This window comes from Vibrio sp. nBUS_14 (assembly GCF_051201655.1).
Taxonomy (GTDB): domain Bacteria; phylum Pseudomonadota; class Gammaproteobacteria; order Enterobacterales; family Vibrionaceae; genus Vibrio.
In genome coordinates this window covers 52,720-73,265 of sequence record NZ_CP179208.1, presented here as the reverse complement: position 1 = coordinate 73,265, position 20,546 = coordinate 52,720, and the positions used below count along the sequence as shown (strand labels likewise).

Annotated in this window: 1 protein-coding gene; it reads left to right on the top strand. The window is 54.4% G+C overall.

The features are described from left to right. Positions 1-244: 244 nt before the first annotated feature. Entirely contained in the window at positions 245-20,530 is a 20,286-nt protein-coding gene (locus ACMAZD_RS25915; protein WP_435250627.1) for a hypothetical protein, read from the top strand. Positions 20,531-20,546 lie beyond the last annotated feature (16 nt).

Sequence of the window (20,546 nt, the reverse complement as noted above, 5' to 3'; positions counted from 1 at the left end):
TCTAACTGTTGAAGCTGTAAACAGTAACAATTTGCTGAAAAAAAATGTGATAGCGATAAGAAAAGGCGATGATTTAATCTTAAAATATGCAGATGGAAGCGAAGTCGTTATAAAAGATTACTATTTGGTTTGTTCTGGAGAAGCGGCAAGTAGTTGTCAAGTGCTACTTCCCGATGGAGCCGGGGAGGCTATTTCTCTCTCTCCTGATAGTGTCGGGGAGCCCTTAGGAATCAGTGGGGAAAGTTTGGTATATGCTTCAGGCGATAGTGAGCTTATAACTGGATTAGTTAATGATCCTTCTCTCTCAAGCCTTCTTCAAGGGAGCGATATAGGAGGGGGGCAATTACTGTATAACCCTAGTTCATTGCTCACTAGTACCCCTGCTTTTGGAAGCAATATCATAGAAATTGGTGTTGGCGCTGCATCGCTGGGCATCGCCGCATTAGCAATTAGTTCTAATGGCAGTAGCAATCAAGATACGACCAATAGAGATGCGACTAATAGAGATGCGACCGTGCCAACGATTGCGACGCTGGAGGTGTCCAGCGATAACGTGGTGAACCTTGAGGATGACGTGGCGGCGGTGACCTTTAGCGGCACCACTACCGGGGTCGAAGACGGCCAGACGGTGACGCTAGATATTGGTGGCATCCAAGCGACGGCGGTCGTGAGCAGTGACGCGTTCAGCGGCACCGCCGATTTGAGTAGCTTAGCCGATGGGACCACCCTTCCTGTTCATGTGGATGTGATGGACGTGGCGGGCAATGCGGCGCCCACCTTCAGTGGCAGCATCGATAAAGACACGAGCGCGCCGAGCATAAACAGCCTTGTGGTGTCCACCGATGACGTGGTGAACCTTGAGGATGACGTGGCGGCAGTGGCCTTTAGCGGTACCACTACCGGGGTCGAAGACGGCCAGACGGTGACGGTCAACATTGCGGGGCAAAGCGTGTTGGTGGCAGTGAGCGACAATGCGTTCAGCGGCACGGTGGACTTGACGGGAGTGAGCGATGGGGCCGCTTTAGCGGTGCAGGCGGACGTGAGTGATGCCTCAGGGAATGCGGCGCCCACCTTCAGTGTCAGCATCGATAAAGACACGAGCGCGCCGAGCATAAACAGCCTTGTGGTGTCCACCGATGACGTGGTGAACCTTGAGGATGACGTGGCGGCAGTGGCCTTTAGCGGCACCACCACTGGGGTGGAGGACGGCCAGACGGTGACCCTTGATATCGCTGGGCAAAGCGTGTTGGTGGCGGTGAACGATAACGCGTTCAGCGGCACCGCCGATTTGAGCAGTTTAGCCGATGGGACCACCCTTCCTGTTCAGGTGGATGTGATGGACGTGGCGGGCAATGCGGCGCCCACCTTTAATAGCACTATCTCGAAAGACACGAGCGCGCCGAGCATAAACAGCTTTGTGGTGTCCATCGATGACGTGGTGAACCTTGAAGATGACGCAGCGGCGGTGGCCTTTAGCGGCACCACTACTGGGGTGGAGGATGGCCAGACGGTGACCCTTGATATTGCGGGGCAAAGCGTGTTGGTGACGGTGAGCGATAACGCGTTCAGCGGCACTGTGGATTTAAGTCGTGTCAATGGTAGCGGTTTAAGGATCATAGGGGAAGTAAAGGACGTAGCGGGTAACGCGGCGCCTGTATTTACCCATTATTTCGATAAAGATACGGTAGCGCCAACGATTGCGACACTAGAGGTGTCCACCGATAACGTGGTGAACCTTGAGGATGACGTGGCGGCAGTGGCCTTTAGCGGCACCACCACCGGGGTCGAAGACGGCCAGACGGTGACGCTAGATATTGGTGGCATCCAAGCAACGGCGGTCGTGAGCAGTGACGCGTTCAGCGGCACCGCCGATTTGAGCAGTTTAGCCGATGGGACCACCCTTCCTGTTCAGGTGGATGTGATGGACGTGGCGGGCAATGCGGCGCCCACCTTCAGTGGCAGCATCGATAAAGACACGAGCGCGCCGAGCATAAACAGCCTTGTGGTGTCCATCGATGACGTGGTGAACCTTGAAGATGACACAGCGGCGGTAGCCTTTAGCGGCACCACTACCGGGGTCGAAGACGGCCAGACGGTGACGGTCAACATTGCGGGGCAAAGCGTGTTGGTGGCGGTGAGCGACAATGCGTTCAGCGGCACGGTGGACTTGACGGCACAGGCCGATGGGGCTGCTTTAGCGGTGCAGGCGGACGTGAGTGATGCCTCAGGGAATGCGGCGCCCACCTTCAGTGGCAGCATCGATAAAGACACGAGCGCGCCGAGCATAAATAGCCTTGTGGTGTCCACCGATAACGTGGTGAACCTTGAGGATGACGTGGCGGCAGTGGCCTTTAGCGGCACCACCACTGGGGTGGAGGACGGCCAGACGGTGACCCTTGATATAGGGGGCATCCAAGCAACGGCGGTCGTGAGCAGTGACGCGTTCAGCGGCACCGCCGATTTGAGCAGTTTAGCCGATGGGACCACCCTTCCTGTTCATGTGGATGTGATGGACGTGGCGGGCAATGCGGCGCCCACCTTCAGTGGCAGCATCGATAAAGACACGAGCGCGCCGAGCATAAACAGCCTTGTGGTGTCCATCGATGACGTGGTGAACCTTGAAGATGACGCAGCGGCGGTGGCCTTTAGCGGCACCACTACCGGGGTCGAAGACGGCCAGACGGTGACGGTCAACATTGCGGGGCAAAGCGTGTTGGTGGCAGTGAGCGACAATGCGTTCAGCGGCACGGTGGACTTGACGGGAGTGAGCGATGGGGCCGCTTTAGCGGTGCAGGCGGACGTGAGTGATGCCTCAGGGAATGCGGCGCCCACCTTCAGTGTCAGCATCGATAAAGACACGAGCGCGCCGAGCATAAACAGCCTTGTGGTGTCCATCGATGACGTGGTGAACCTTGAGGATGACGTGGCGGCAGTGGCCTTTAGCGGCACCACCACTGGGGTCGAAGACGGTCAGACGATGACGCTAGATATTGGTGGCATCCCAGTGACGGCGTTAGTGTTCAGTAACGCGTTCAGCGGCACCGCCGATTTGAGCAGCTTAGCCGATGGGACCACCCTTCCTGTTCAGGTGGATGTGATGGACGTGGCGGGCAATGCGGCGCCCACCTTTAATAGCACTATCTCGAAAGACACGAGCGCGCCGAGCATAAACAGCTTTGTGGTGTCCATCGATGACGTGGTGAACCTTGAAGATGACGCAGCGGCGGTGGCCTTTAGCGGCACCACTACTGGGGTGGAGGATGGCCAGACGGTGACCCTTGATATTGCGGGGCAAAGCGTGTTGGTGACGGTGAGCGATAACGCGTTCAGCGGCACTGTGGATTTAAGTCGTGTCAATGGTAGCGGTTTAAGGATCATAGGGGAAGTAAAGGACGTAGCGGGTAACGCGGCGCCTGTATTTACCCATTATTTCGATAAAGATACGGTAGCGCCAACGATTGCGACACTAGAGGTGTCCACCGATAACGTGGTGAACCTTGAGGATGACGTGGCGGCAGTTGCCTTTAGCGGCACCACCACCGGGGTCGAAGACGGCCAGACGGTGACGCTAGATATTGGTGGCATCCAAGCAACGGCGGTCGTGAGCAGTGACGCGTTCAGCGGCACCGCCGATTTGAGCAGTTTAGCCGATGGGACCACCCTTCCTGTTCAGGTGGATGTGATGGACGTGGCGGGCAATGCGGCGCCCACCTTCAGTGGCAGCATCGATAAAGACACGAGCGCGCCGAGCATAAACAGCCTTGTGGTGTCCACCGATGACGTGGTGAACCTTGAAGATGACACAGCGGCGGTAGCCTTTAGCGGCACCACTACCGGGGTCGAAGACGGCCAGACGGTGACGGTCAACATTGCGGGGCAAAGCGTGTTGGTGGCGGTGAGCGACAATGCGTTCAGCGGCACGGTGGACTTGACGGCACAGGCCGATGGGGCTGCTTTAGCGGTGCAGGCGGACGTGAGTGATGCCTCAGGGAATGCGGCGCCCACCTTCAGTGGCAGCATCGATAAAGACACGAGCGCGCCGAGCATAAATAGCCTTGTGGTGTCCACCGATAACGTGGTGAACCTTGAGGATGACGTGGCGGCAGTGGCCTTTAGCGGCACCACCACTGGGGTCGAAGACGGTCAGACGGTGATCCTTGATATTGCTGGGCAAAGCGTGTTGGTGGCGGTGAGCGATAACGCGTTCAGCGGCACCGCCGATTTGAGCAGCTTAGCCGATGGGACCACCCTTCCTGTTCAGGTGGATGTGATGGACGTGGCGGGCAATGCGGCGCCCACCTTTAATAGCACTATCTCGAAAGACACGAGCGCGCCGAGCATAAACAGCTTTGTGGTGTCCATCGATGACGTGGTGAACCTTGAAGATGACGCAGCGGCGGTGGCCTTTAGCGGCACCACTACTGGGGTGGAGGATGGCCAGACGGTGACCCTTGATATTGCGGGGCAAAGCGCGTTGGTGGCAGTGAGCGACAATGCGTTCAGCGGCACGGTGAATTTAACGGGAGTGAGCGATGGTAGCGCCTTAGCGGTGCAGGCAGACGTGAGTGATGCATTAGGGAATGCGGCGCCAACTTTTACGAGTACAATCGTGAAAGACACCGCCGCGCCAACGATTACCGAGCTGAAGATTTCAGACGACGGCAATATTAGACCAGGCGATGATGTTACAGCCGTGACCTTTAGTGGCACCACCACTGGGGTTGACGACGGTCAAACGTTGACGCTAGATATTGGTGGCATCACAGTGACGGCGTTAGTGTTCAGTAACGCGTTCAGCGGCACCGCCGATTTGAGCACCTTAGCCGATGGGGCGAGTATTCCCGTCAATGTGGAGGTGACAGACCGAGCGGGCAACAAGGCGACCCAGAGCGATACGATTTCGAAAAGCGGCACTGTTCCGACGATTGAGGGGGTGGCGGTTTCTGATAACAACATCGTGAACCTAGAGGACCCAGAGGATAAGGTGACGTTTAACGGTACGACCAGCAATGTGGAGGATGGTCAGACGGTGACGCTGGATATCGAGGGCGTCGAAGTGACGGCCGTCGTGAGCGGCGACGCGTTCAGCGGCACGGTGAATTTAACGGGAGTGAGCGATGGGAAGGACTTAGCGGTCGAGGCGAGCGTGAGTGATGCATTAGGGAATGCGGCGCCAACCTTTACTAGCACCTTCGTGAAAGACCGCGCGGCACCGACGGTGGAGACCATTAAGGTTTCGGGGGATAACGTCATTGACAACACCGATACCAATCTTAATTCCGTGACCTTTAGTGGTACCACCACCGGGGTGGATGACGGCCAGACGGTGACCCTCGATATCGGGGGGATCCTTGCGCAGGCCGAGGTCAATAGCAACGCGTTCAGTGGAAACGTAAACCTCAGTACGTTGGCCGATGGGGTCGATATCCCGACTCAAGCTCGCGTGAGTGATGCGGCGGGTAATGAGGCGACGGGGACCGGCAAATTTACGAAAGGCACCACCACCCCAAGTATTGATGATTTGACGATCTCTGGTGACAACATCGTGAATCTATCGGACCCAGAGAGCGCCGTGACGTTTAACGGCACAACCAGCAATGTGGAAAATGGTCAGACGGTGACGGTCAACATTGCGGGGCAAAGCGTATTGGTGGCGGTGAGCGACAATGCGTTCAGCGGTACGGTGAATTTAACGGGGCTGACGGGCACAAACTTAGCCTTTACTGCGAATGTGAGTGATGTGGCAGGGAATGCGGCGACAGAATTCGGAGGTGAATTTGTTAAAGACACCACCGCGCCGAGCATTGACCGCGTGAGTGTGTCGACCGACGACATCATCGATAGTGGGGATTCTACCAATTTAACGAACGTGACCTTTGATGGCACCACCACCGGGGTAGATGACGGCCAGACGGTGACGCTAGATATTGGTGGCATCCCAGTGACGGCGTTAGTGTTCAGTAACGCGTTCAGCGGCACCGCCAATTTGAGCACTTTAGCCGATGGGACGGCGATCCCCGTCAAGGCTGATGTGCAAGACGCAGCAGGCAATGCGGCGCCCACCTTTAATAGCACCATCGATAAAGACACCACCGCGCCGAGCATAGACCGTGTCGTGGTGTCCACGGATAACGTGGTGAATATGAGCGACACATTGCTTATTGTGAATTTCAGCGGTGTCACCACTGGGGTTGATGATGGTCAGACGGTGACGGTCAACATCGCGGGGCAAAGCGCGTTGGTGGCGGTGAGCGACAATGCGTTCAGTGGCACGGTGGATTTGACGACAGAGGTCGATGGGGCCGCCTTAGCGGTGCAGGCGGACGTGAGTGATGCATTAGGTAATGTGGCGCCAACCTTTAACAGCACCTTCGTGAAAGACACGGCTGCGCCGAGCATTGTCAGCGTGAAGGTGTCGACCGACGGCGTCATCGATAGTAAGGATACCAATTTAACGAGTGTGACCTTTGAAGGCACCACCACTGGGGTTGATGAAGGTCAAACAGTGACGCTAGATATTGGTGGCATCACAGTGACGGCGTTAGTGTTCAGTAATACGTTCAGCGGCACCGCCGACTTGAGCACCTTAGCCGATGGGAAGGCGATCTCCGTCAAGGCTGATGTGCAAGACGCAGCAGGCAATGCGGCGCCAAGCTTTAATGGCACTATCTCGAAAGACACGACCGCGCCGAGCATAGACAGCGTTGTGGTGTCCAGCGATAACGTAGTGAGCAGCAGTGACGTGGCGGCGGTGGCCTTTAGCGGCACTACCACCGGGGTTGAGGACGGTCAGACGGTGACGGTCAACATTGCGGGGCAAAGCGTGTTGGTGGCGGTGAGCGACAATGCGTTCAGCGGCACGGTGGATTTGACGGCAGAGAGCGATGGGGCTGCCTTAGCGGTGCAGGCAGACGTGAGTGATGCCTCAGGGTATGCGGCGCCAACCTTTAACAGCACCATAGTGAAAGACACGGCCGCGCCAACGATTGCCACTCTGCAGATCTCAGGCGACGGCAATATTGGGGTAACCGACACGGTTACAGCCGTGCCTTTTGAAGGCACCACCACTGGGGTTGACGACGGTCAAACGTTGACGCTAGATATTGGTGGCATCACAGTGACGGCATTAGTGTTCAGTAATGCGTTCAGCGGCACCGCCGATTTGAGCACCTTAGCCGATGGGGCGAGTATTCCCGTCAATGTGGAGGTGACAGACCGAGCGGGCAATAAGGCGACCCAGAGCGATACGATTTCGAAAGGCACCACCACCCCAAGTATTGATGATTTGACGGTCTCTGATAACAACATCGTGAACCTAGAGGACCCAGAGGATAAGGTGACGTTTAACGGTACGACCAGCAATGTGGAGGATGGTCAGACGGTGACGCTGGATATCGAGGGCGTCGAAGTGACGGCCGTCGTGAGCGGCGACGCGTTCAGCGGCACGGTGAATTTAACGGGAGTGAGCGATGGGAAGGACTTAGCGGTCGAGGCGAACGTGAGTGATGCATTAGGGAATGCGGCGCCAACCTTTACTAGCACCTTCGTGAAAGACCGCGCGGCACCGACGGTGGAGACCATTAAGGTTTCGGGGGATAACGTCATTGACAACACCGATACCAATCTTAATTCCGTGACCTTTAGTGGTACCACCACCGGGGTGGATGACGGCCAGACGGTGACCCTCGATATCGGGGGGATCCTTGTGCAGGCCGAGGTCAATAGCAACGCGTTCAGTGGAAACGTAAACCTCAGTACATTGGCCGATGGGGTCGATATCCCGACTCAAGCTCGCGTGAGTGATGCGGCGGGTAATGAGGCGACGGGGACCGGCAAATTTACGAAAGGCACCACCACCCCAAGTATTGATGATTTGACGATCTCTGGTGACAACATCGTGAATCTATCGGACCCAGAGAGCGCCGTGACGTTTAACGGCACAACCAGCAATGTGGAAAATGGTCAGACGGTGACGGTCAACATTGCGGGGCAAAGCGTATTGGTGGCGGTGAGCGACAATGCGTTCAGCGGTACGGTGAATTTAACGGGGCTGACGGGCACAAACTTAGCCTTTACTGCGAATGTGAGTGATGTGGCAGGGAATGCGGCGACAGAATTCGGAGGTGAATTTGTTAAAGACACCACCGCGCCGAGCATTGACCGCGTGAGTGTGTCGACCGACGACATCATCGATAGTGGGGATTCTACCAATTTAACGAACGTGACCTTTGATGGCACCACCACCGGGGTAGATGACGGCCAGACGGTGACGCTAGATATTGGTGGCATCCCAGTGACGGCGTTAGTGTTCAGTAACGCGTTCAGCGGCACCGCCAATTTGAGCACTTTAGCCGATGGGACGGCGATCCCCGTCAAGGCTGATGTGCAAGACGCAGCAGGCAATGCGGCGCCCACCTTTAATAGCACCATCGATAAAGACACCACCGCGCCGAGCATAGACCGTGTCGTGGTGTCCACGGATAACGTGGTGAATATGAGCGACACATTGCTTATTGTGAATTTCAGCGGTGTCACCACTGGGGTTGATGATGGTCAGACGGTGACGGTCAACATCGCGGGGCAAAGCGCGTTGGTGGCGGTGAGCGACAATGCGTTCAGTGGCACGGTGGATTTGACGACAGAGGTCGATGGGGCCGCCTTAGCGGTGCAGGCGGACGTGAGTGATGCATTAGGTAATGTGGCGCCAACCTTTAACAGCACCTTCGTGAAAGACACGGCTGCGCCGAGCATTGTCAGCGTGAAGGTGTCGACTGACGGCGTCATCGATAGTAAGGATACCAATTTAACGAGCGTGACCTTTGAAGGCACCACCACTGGGGTTGATGAAGGTCAAACAGTGACGCTAGATATTGGTGGCATCACAGTGACGGCGTTAGTGTTCAGTAATACGTTCAGCGGCACCGCCGACTTGAGCACCTTAGCCGATGGGAAGGCGATCTCCGTCAAGGCTGATGTGCAAGACGCAGCAGGCAATGCGGCGCCAAGCTTTAATGGCACTATCTCGAAAGACACGACCGCGCCGAGCATAGACAGCGTTGTGGTGTCCAGCGATAACGTAGTGAGCAGCAGTGACGTGGCGGCGGTGGCCTTTAGCGGCACTACCACCGGGGTTGAGGACGGTCAGACGGTGACGGTCAACATTGCGGGGCAAAGCGTGTTGGTGGCGGTGAGCGACAATGCGTTCAGCGGCACGGTGGATTTGACGGCAGAGAGCGATGGGGCTGCCTTAGCGGTGCAGGCAGACGTGAGTGATGCCTCAGGGTATGCGGCGCCAACCTTTAACAGCACCATAGTGAAAGACACGGCCGCGCCAACGATTGCCACTCTGCAGATCTCAGGCGACGGCAATATTGGGGTAACCGACACGGTTACAGCCGTGCCTTTTGAAGGCACCACCACTGGGGTTGAAGAAGGCCAGACGGTGACGCTAGATATTGGTGGCATCACAGTGACGGCGTTAGTGTTCAGTAACGCGTTCAGCGGCACCGCCGATTTGAGCACCTTAGCCGATGGGGCGAGTATTCCCGTCAATGTGGAGGTGACAGACCGAGCGGGCAATAAGGCGACCCAAAGCGATACGATTTCGAAAGGCACCACCACCCCAAGTATTGATGATTTGACGGTCTCTGATAACAACATCGTGAACCTAGAGGACCCAGAGGATAAGGTGACGTTTAACGGTACGACCAGCAATGTGGAGGATGGTCAGACGGTGACGCTGGATATCGAGGGCGTCGAAGTGACGGCCGTCGTGAGCGGCGACGCGTTCAGCGGCACGGTGAATTTAACGGGAGTGAGCGATGGGAAGGACTTAGCGGTGCAGGCGGACGTGAGTGATGCATTAGGGAATGCGGCGCCAACCTTTACTAGCACCTTCGTGAAAGACCGCGCGGCACCGACGGTGGAGACCATTAAGGTTTCGGGGGATAACGTCATTGACAACACCGATACCAATCTTAATTCCGTGACCTTTAGTGGTACCACCACCGGGGTGGATGACGGCCAGATGGTGACCCTCGATATCGGGGGGATCCTTATGCAGGCCGAGGTCAATAGCAACGCGTTCAGTGGAAACGTAAACCTCAGTACGTTGGCCGATGGGGTCGATATCCCGACTCAAGCTCGCGTGAGTGATGCGGCGGGTAATGAGGCGACGGGGACCGGCAAATTTACGAAAGGCACCACCACCCCAAGTATTGATGATTTGACGATCTCTGGTGACAACATCGTGAATCTATCGGACCCAGAGAGCGCCGTGACGTTTAACGGCACAACCAGCAATGTGGAAAATGGTCAGACGGTGACGGTCAACATTGCGGGGCAAAGCGTATTGGTGGCGGTGAGCGACAATGCGTTCAGCGGTACGGTGAATTTAACGGGGCTGACGGGCACAAACTTAGCCTTTACTGCGAATGTGAGTGATGTGGCAGGGAATGCGGCGACAGAATTCGGAGGTGAATTTGTTAAAGACACCACCGCGCCGAGCATTGACCGCGTGAGTGTGTCGACCGACGACATCATCGATAGTGGGGATTCTACCAATTTAACGAACGTGACCTTTGATGGCACCACCACCGGGGTAGATGACGGCCAGACGGTGACGCTAGATATTGGTGGCATCCCAGTGACGGCGTTAGTGTTCAGTAACGCGTTCAGCGGCACCGCCAATTTGAGCACTTTAGCCGATGGGACGGCGATCCCCGTCAAGGCTGATGTGCAAGACGCAGCAGGCAATGCGGCGCCCACCTTTAATAGCACCATCGATAAAGACACCACCGCGCCGAGCATAGACCGTGTCGTGGTGTCCACGGATAACGTGGTGAATATGAGCGACACATTGCTTATTGTGAATTTCAGCGGTGTCACCACTGGGGTTGATGATGGTCAGACGGTGACGGTCAACATCGCGGGGCAAAGCGCGTTGGTGGCGGTGAGCGACAATGCGTTCAGTGGCACGGTGGATTTGACGACAGAGGTCGATGGGGCCGCCTTAGCGGTGCAGGCGGACGTGAATGATGCATTAGGTAATGTGGCGCCAACCTTTAACAGCACCTTCGTGAAAGACACGGCTGCGCCGAGCATTGTCAGCGTGAAGGTGTCGACTGACGGCGTCATCGATAGTAAGGATACCAATTTAACGAGCGTGACCTTTGAAGGCACCACCACTGGGGTTGATGAAGGTCAAACAGTGACGCTAGATATTGGTGGCATCACAGTGACGGCGTTAGTGTTCAGTAATACGTTCAGCGGCACCGCCGACTTGAGCACCTTAGCCGATGGGAAGGCGATCTCCGTCAAGGCTGATGTGCAAGACGCAGCAGGCAATGCGGCGCCAAGCTTTAATGGCACTATCTCGAAAGACACGACCGCGCCGAGCATAGACAGCGTTGTGGTGTCCAGCGATAACGTAGTGAGCAGCAGTGACGTGGCGGCGGTGGCCTTTAGCGGCACTACCACCGGGGTTGAGGACGGTCAGACGGTGACGGTCAACATTGCGGGGCAAAGCGTGTTGGTGGCGGTGAGCGACAATGCGTTCAGCGGCACGGTGGATTTGACGGCGGAGAGCGATGGGGCCGCATTAGCGGTGCAAGCAGACGTGAGTGATGCCTCAGGTTATGCGGCGCCAACCTTTAACAGCACCATAGTGAAAGACACGGCCGCGCCAACGATTGCCACTCTGCAGATCTCAGGCGACGGCATTATTGGGGCAACCGACACGTTGACAGCCGTGCCTTTTGAAGGCACCACCACCGGGGTCGAAGAAGGCCAGACGGTGACGCTAGATATTGGTGGCATCACAGTGACGGCGTTAGTGTTCAGTAACGCGTTCAGCGGCACCGCCGATTTGAGCACCTTAGCCGATGGGGCGAGTATTTCCGTCAATGTGGAGGTGACAGACCGAGCGGGCAATAAGGCGACCCAAAGCGATACGATTTCGAAAGGCAGCACCGTGCCGACGATTGAGGGTGTGACGGTCTCAGGTGACAACATCGTGAACCTATCGGACTCAGAGAGCGCCGTGACGTTTAACGGTACAACCCGCAATGTGGAAAATGGTCAGACGGTGACGGTCAACATTGCGGGGCAAAGCGTATTGGTGGCGGTGAGCGATAACGCGTTCAGTGGCACGGTGGACTTGACGACACAGAGCGATGGGGCCGCCTTAGCGGTGCAGGCGGACGTGAGTGATGCCTCAGGGAATGCGGCGCCAACCTTTACTAGCACCTTCGTGAAAGACCGCGCGGCACCGACGGTGGAGACCATTAAGGTTTCGGGGGATAACGTCATTGACAACACCGATACCAATCTTAATTCCGTGACCTTTAGTGGTACCACCACCGGAGTGGATAACGGCCAGACGGTGACCCTCGATATCGGGGGGATCCTTGTGCAGGCCGAGGTCAATAGCAACGCGTTCAGTGGAAACGTAAACCTCAGTACGTTGGCCGATGGGGTCGATATCCCGACTCAAGCTCGCGTGAGTGATGCGGCGGGTAATGAGGCGACGGGGACCGGCAAATTTACGAAAGGCACCACCACCCCAAGTATTGATGATTTGACGATCTCTGGTGACAACATCGTGAATCTATCGGACCCAGAGAGCGCCGTGACGTTTAACGGCACAACCAGCAATGTGGAAAATGGTCAGACGGTGACGGTCAACATTGCGGGGCAAAGCGTATTGGTGGCGGTGAGCGACAATGCGTTCAGCGGTACGGTGAATTTAACGGGGCTGACGGGCACAAACTTAGCCTTTACTGCGAATGTGAGTGATGTGGCAGGGAATGCGGCGACAGAATTCGGAGGTGAATTTGTTAAAGACACCACCGCGCCGAGCATTGACCGCGTGAGTGTGTCGACCGACGACATCATCGATAGTGGGGATTCTACCAATTTAACGAACGTGACCTTTGATGGCACCACCACCGGGGTAGATGACGGCCAGACGGTGACGCTAGATATTGGTGGCATCCCAGTGACGGCGTTAGTGTTCAGTAACGCGTTCAGCGGCACCGCCAATTTGAGCACTTTAGCCGATGGGACGGCGATCCCCGTCAAGGCTGATGTGCAAGACGCAGCAGGCAATGCGGCGCCCACCTTTAATAGCACCATCGATAAAGACACCACCGCGCCGAGCATAGACCGTGTCGTGGTGTCCACGGATAACGTGGTGAATATGAGCGACACATTGCTTATTGTGAATTTCAGCGGTGTCACCACTGGGGTTGATGATGGTCAGACGGTGACGGTCAACATCGCGGGGCAAAGCGCGTTGGTGGCGGTGAGCGACAATGCGTTCAGTGGCACGGTGGATTTGACGACAGAGGTCGATGGGGCCGCCTTAGCGGTGCAGGCGGACGTGAGTGATGCATTAGGTAATGTGGCGCCAACCTTTAACAGCACCTTCGTGAAAGACACGGCTGCGCCGAGCATTGTCAGCGTGAAGGTGTCGACCGACGGCGTCATCGATAGTAAGGATACCAATTTAACGAGTGTGACCTTTGAAGGCACCACCACTGGGGTTGATGAAGGTCAAACAGTGACGCTAGATATTGGTGGCATCACAGTGACGGCGTTAGTGTTCAGTAATACGTTCAGCGGCACCGCCGACTTGAGCACCTTAGCCGATGGGAAGGCGATCTCCGTCAAGGCTGATGTGCAAGACGCAGCAGGCAATGCGGCGCCAAGCTTTAATGGCACTATCTCGAAAGACACGACCGCGCCGAGCATAGACAGCGTTGTGGTGTCCAGCGATAACGTAGTGAGCAGCAGTGACGTGGCGGCGGTGGCCTTTAGCGGCACTACCACCGGGGTTGAGGACGGTCAGACGGTGACGGTCAACATTGCGGGGCAAAGCGTGTTGGTGGCGGTGAGCGACAATGCGTTCAGCGGCACGGTGGATTTGACGGCAGAGAGCGATGGGGCTGCCTTAGCGGTGCAGGCAGACGTGAGTGATGCCTCAGGGTATGCGGCGCCAACCTTTAACAGCACCATAGTGAAAGACACGGCCGCGCCAACGATTGCCACTCTGCAGATCTCAGGCGACGGCAATATTGGGGTAACCGACACGGTTACAGCCGTGCCTTTTGAAGGCACCACCACTGGGGTTGACGACGGTCAAACGTTGACGCTAGATATTGGTGGCATCACAGTGACGGCATTAGTGTTCAGTAATGCGTTCAGCGGCACCGCCGATTTGAGCACCTTAGCCGATGGGGCGAGTATTCCCGTCAATGTGGAGGTGACAGACCGAGCGGGCAATAAGGCGACCCAAAGCGCCACGATTCCAGACACGATTTCGAAAGGCAGCACCGTGCCGACGATTGAGGGTGTGACGGTCTCAGGTGACAACATCGTGAACCTATCGGACTCAGAGAGCGCCGTGACGTTTAACGGCACAACCCGCAATGTGGAAAATGGTCAGACGGTGACGGTCAACATTGCGGGGCAAAGCGTATTGGTGGCGGTGAGCGATAACGCGTTCAGTGGCACGGTGGACTTGACGACACAGAGCGATGGGGCCGCCTTAGCGGTGCAGGCGGACGTGAGTGATGCCTCAGGGAATGCGGCGCCAACCTTTACTAGCACCTTCGTGAAAGACCGCGCGGCACCGACGGTGGAGACCATTAAGGTTTCGGGGGATAACGTCATTGACAACACCGATACCAATCTTAATTCCGTGACCTTTAGTGGTACCACCACCGGGGTGGATGACGGCCAGACGGTGACCCTCGATATCGGGGGGATCCTTGCGCAGGCCGAGGTCAATAGCAACGCGTTCAGTGGAAACGTAAACCTCAGTACGTTGGCCGATGGGGTCGATATCCCGACTCAAGCTCGCGTGAGTGATGCGGCGGGTAATGAGGCGACGGGGACCGGCAAATTTACGAAAGGCACCACCACCCCAAGTATTGATGATTTGACGATCTCTGGTGACAACATCGTGAATCTATCGGACCCAGAGAGCGCCGTGACGTTTAACGGCACAACCCGCAATGTGGAAAATGGTCAGACGGTGACGGTCAACATTGCGGGGCAAAGCGTGTTGGTGGCGGTGAGCGACAATGCGTTCAGCGGCACGGTGGATTTAACGGGGCTGACGGGCACAAACCTTCCATTTACTGCGAATGTGAGTGATGTGGCAGGGAATGCGGCGACAACGTTCGGAGGTGAATTTGTTAAAGACACCACCGCGCCGAGCATTGACCGCGTGAGTGTGTCGACCGACGACATCATCGATAGTGGGGATTCTACCAATTTAACGAACGTGACCTTTGATGGCACCACCACCGGGGTAGATGACGGCCAGACGGTGACGCTAGATATTGGTGGCATCCCAGTGACGGCGTTAGTGTTCAGTAACGCGTTCAGCGGCACCGCCAATTTGAGCACTTTAGCCGATGGGACGGCGATCCCCGTCAAGGCTGATGTGCAAGACGCAGCAGGCAATGCGGCGCCCACCTTTAATAGCACCATCGATAAAGACACCACCGCGCCGAGCATAGACCGTGTCGTGGTGTCCACGGATAACGTGGTGAATATGAGCGACACATTGCTTATTGTGAATTTCAGCGGTGTCACCACTGGGGTTGATGATGGTCAGACGGTGACGGTCAACATCGCGGGGCAAAGCGCGTTGGTGGCGGTGAGCGACAATGCGTTCAGTGGCACGGTGGATTTGACGACAGAGGTCGATGGGGCCGCCTTAGCGGTGCAGGCGGACGTGAGTGATGCATTAGGTAATGTGGCGCCAACCTTTAACAGCACCTTCGTGAAAGACACGGCTGCGCCGAGCATTGTCAGCGTGAAGGTGTCGACTGACGGCGTCATCGATAGTAAGGATACCAATTTAACGAGCGTGACCTTTGAAGGCACCACCACTGGGGTTGATGAAGGTCAAACAGTGACGCTAGATATTGGTGGCATCACAGTGACGGCGTTAGTGTTCAGTAATACGTTCAGCGGCACCGCCGACTTGAGCACCTTAGCCGATGGGAAGGCGATCTCCGTCAAGGCTGATGTGCAAGACGCAGCAGGCAATGCGGCGCCAAGCTTTAATGGCACTATCTCGAAAGACACGACCGCGCCGAGCATAGACAGCGTTGTGGTGTCCAGCGATAACGTAGTGAGCAGCAGTGACGTGGCGGCGGTGGCCTTTAGCGGCACTACCACCGGGGTTGAGGACGGTCAGACGGTGACGGTCAACATTGCGGGGCAAAGCGTGTTGGTGGCGGTGAGCGACAATGCGTTCAGCGGCACGGTGGATTTGACGGCGGAGAGCGATGGGGCTGCCTTAGCGGTGCAGGCAGACGTGAGTGATGCCTCAGGGTATGCGGCGCCAACCTTTAACAGCACCATAGTGAAAGACACGGCCGCGCCAACGATTGCCACTCTGCAGATCTCAGGCGACGGCAATATTGGGGTAACCGACACGGTTACAGCCGTGCCTTTTGAAGGCACCACCACTGGGGTTGACGACGGTCAAACGTTGACGCTAGATATTGGTGGCATCACAGTGACGGCATTAGTGTTCAGTAATGCGTTCAGCGGCACCGTCGATTTGAGCACCTTAGCCGATGGGGCGAGTATTCCCGTCAATGTGGAGGTGACAGACCGAGCGGGCAATAAGGCGACCCAAAGCGCCACGATTCCAGACACGATTTCGAAAGGCAGCACCGTGCCGACGATTGAGGGTGTGACGGTCTCAGGTGACAACATCGTGAACCTATCGGACTCAGAGAGCGCCGTGACGTTTAACGGCACAACCCGCAATGTGGAAAATGGTCAGACGGTGACGGTCAACATTGCGGGGCAAAGCGTATTGGTGGCGGTGAGCGATAACGCGTTCAGTGGCACGGTGGACTTGACGACACAGAGCGATGGGGCCGCCTTAGCGGTGCAGGCGGACGTGAGTGATGCCTCAGGGAATGCGGCGCCAACCTTTACTAGCACCTTCGTGAAAGACCGCGCGGCACCGACGGTGGAGACCATTAAGGTTTCGGGGGATAATGTCATTGACAACACCGATACCAATCTTAATTCCGTGACCTTTAGTGGTACCACCACCGGGGTGGATGACGGCCAGACGGTGACCCTCGATATCGGGGGGATCCTTGCGCAGGCCGAGGTCAATAGCAACGCGTTCAGTGGAAACGTAAACCTCAGTACGTTGGCCGATGGGGTCGATATCCCGACTCAAGCTCGCGTGAGTGATGCGGCGGGTAATGAGGCGACGGGGACCGGCAAATTTACGAAAGGCACCACCACCCCAAGTATTGATGATTTGACGATCTCTGGTGACAACATCGTGAATCTATCGGACCCAGAGAGCGCCGTGACGTTTAACGGCACAACCAGCAATGTGGAAAATGGTCAGACGGTGACGGTCAACATTGCGGGGCAAAGCGTGTTGGTGGCGGTGAGCGACAATGCGTTCAGCGGCACGGTGGATTTAACGGGGCTGACGGGCACAAACCTTCCATTTACTGCGAATGTGAGTGATGTGGCAGGGAATGCGGCGACAGAGTTCGGAGGTGAATTTGTTAAAGACACCACCGCGCCGAGCATTGACCGCGTGAGTGTGTCGACCGACGACATCATCGATAGTGGGGATTCTACCAATTTAACGAACGTGACCTTTGATGGCACCACCACCGGGGTTGAGGTTGGTCAAACAGTAACGGTTTCTATCGGTGGGTTGCTATATTATGCTTTGGTTGAGGCTGATGGAACTTTTGAAGGTACTGCTGATGTCTCTTTACTAAAAGATAACAACGCTCTACCTGTCGAAGCGAGTGTCTCGGATCAGGCTGGAAATCCAGCTTCTCCTGTTAGTAAGACTATTGTTAAAGATGTTGATACGCCTCCACAATTGTTCATCCTGGATGATGACGCAGATAACATATTCCTTCCATCAGAAAGTGCGACCATAACATTCCAATTCTCTGAGCCTGTTCAAGGGTTTACTGATAGTGATATTGTCGTAACTGGAGGGAACTTAACGGCATTAAGCGCTGAGACTGTAAATCCTGACGGCACAGTTGAGTACACTGCGACGCTTTCCCCACTGGCGAGCACTGCTGAGTCTGATGGTGTTATTTCCATTTCCGTCGCAGATAATACCTTTATAGATTTAAACTTGTTAAATGGAAGAGGTGCAACTGAACGTTATGAGCTCCAAACACAAGTAACAGTGCCAACGGGAGCGAGTGTTAGTGAAGCCAACTCTTTTGGAGCTGAGATTGGTGCTCTTACCTTTGACGGCTCTGGAGATGCTAAATTAGGGTATACTTGGGTGGTATCTGACTCGAGATTTGAAGTTGTTGGTGATAAGTTAATGCTAAAGGCAGGGCAGTCATTAGATTTTGATACTGAACCAAGTATTACTTTTGATGTGACCCTTTCGAACTCTGGTTATAAGGAAGAGACACAATCAGTAACGGTATCAGTCACTGATGCTTCTACAACTAAAATTACTGAAATTGTTAGCTTCTCAGAAAGCCAAGTATCAACCACGTCTAATGTCTCTCCCCCTATTAATACTGCCTTACATGGCATGGGTGGCGGATACTTTACGGTTTGGTATGAAAATGGGACTCTTGCGCCAGCCGGGCAATTGAGTGGTCAGTATTTTGACGAAGATGGCAATACTTCAGGAAGCGTAATCTCTATCGGTACAACAGGGGTTAGTGGTCGAGATGGTCTCGATGTCGACACAGTGACCGCAGTGACACTTACTAATAATAATGTATTGATAACTTGGGTAGGTGATAATGACAATTTGCAGGGTGTTATTGTCGATACCGAACTCAAAACTGCCGGACCTGAATTTGATATCGCTGATACTGGTTCAGTTCTTTCCGGCCCTGTCACTCAACCATTGAATGATGGCGGTTTTGCTGTCGCTTATTATTCAAATGCAAGCGGAGGAAATGTAACCGCAAGACCTTACTTAGCGATTTTTGACTCTGAAGGTGTCCTGTTGCAAAATGAAGAGATTACTGCACTAGACTTTCCACACGGAAGTGATGGCTTTGACCTTCCTCCTTTATCTTTGAATCAGTTAAATGCTTCGGGTAATCATAATATTGTGGTTAGTGAAGTCGGGGTATCCCAAGTTGTTCAATTCCAAGTATTCAATTACGATGCAAGTACTGATACTTTAATAGCAGAAAGTGGCAGGGTAGTCGTAGATAACGTTAGTAATGCCGGGCCGCCAGTGACACAAGAGCTTTCCAATGGTAACTTCATTATCTCTTTTTATGGACGCGCTGGTTCAGATGATGCTGGTTCGCTGGTCTATGAAGTTTATGCTTCAGACGGAACCCAAGTCCCCATTAATGGGACCACAAATTTTGTTTTGGCTGGTATGAACGCTGTTCAAGGTAGCGACGAAGGTGATTTGCCATATGTTAACATAGTAGAGCTTAGCAATGGAGATATTGTGATAAGCCAAGTAAGTAGGAGTAATCATGTCGTTGAGTTTGCTGTAATAGACGGTGATACGTATGACCCAAGTCCACGAGTGGTTGTTGAAGAGGTGGGAACGCAGCCCTCACCACCATTAACTATTGCATTATCAAATGGTGGTTTTTTCATTACATGGTATGACGGTGGTTTTAATAACAACACGTCAGGCGTATTACGTGGTCAATACTTTAACGCCGATGGCTCGCTTAATGGTGAGGAAATGGAGCTAAGCATAAGTGGTGTAAACAAAAATAATAGCTACGACGTTCCAATAGTTAGTGCGGTAGAAATTGACGATATGAGTAGCGTTGTCGTGAGTTGGAAGCTCAGTGGAGTCGCATCTCAAACAGGCCAGGTAATCGTGACACCACCATTTACTTATCAAGTGTTTGACGATATTTCAGGCGGTGAAACTATTGCGACGCTTAGTTTTGTAGATATCGCTACGACATCGACTTACCAATGGGAGCTGAGTGATACACGCTTCGAAGTGGTTGGTAACGAGTTGAAACTTAAAGTGGGAGAAACTTTAGATTATATTAGTGATTCGACAATCAATTTGTCGGTGACGTTACAAACGGATATATATGAGAACCCAACTCAAGTCATTACAATTCAGGTTAAAGATCGTATCAACTACGTCGCTGAAGGTAGCACTGGAGTCGATACGATAGTGGGAACCACTGATGATGATTGGATCTATGGTAATCAAGGGAATGATATTTTAACTGGTGGTGCTAGTAGAGATGTTTTTGTTTATAAAGGGTTAGACGGTTCAGATACGATAACAGACTTTGATGCCAGTGTTGGCGGAGACCAAGTCGATTTAAGAGAGTTATTAAGTTTCAATCCAGGTGATACCTTGAGTAATTTTATTTCGTTTAATAACGATGGCACAAATATTACTTTAAAAATAGATAGTGATGGTGGTAATAACTTTGTGTCACCTGATGTCGAAATCTATTTAGACAACTATATTACTTCAATAGCATCACCACTAACGCTAGATGACTTGGAAAATAATAACTTTATTCTATAAATACAGAAAACTACGT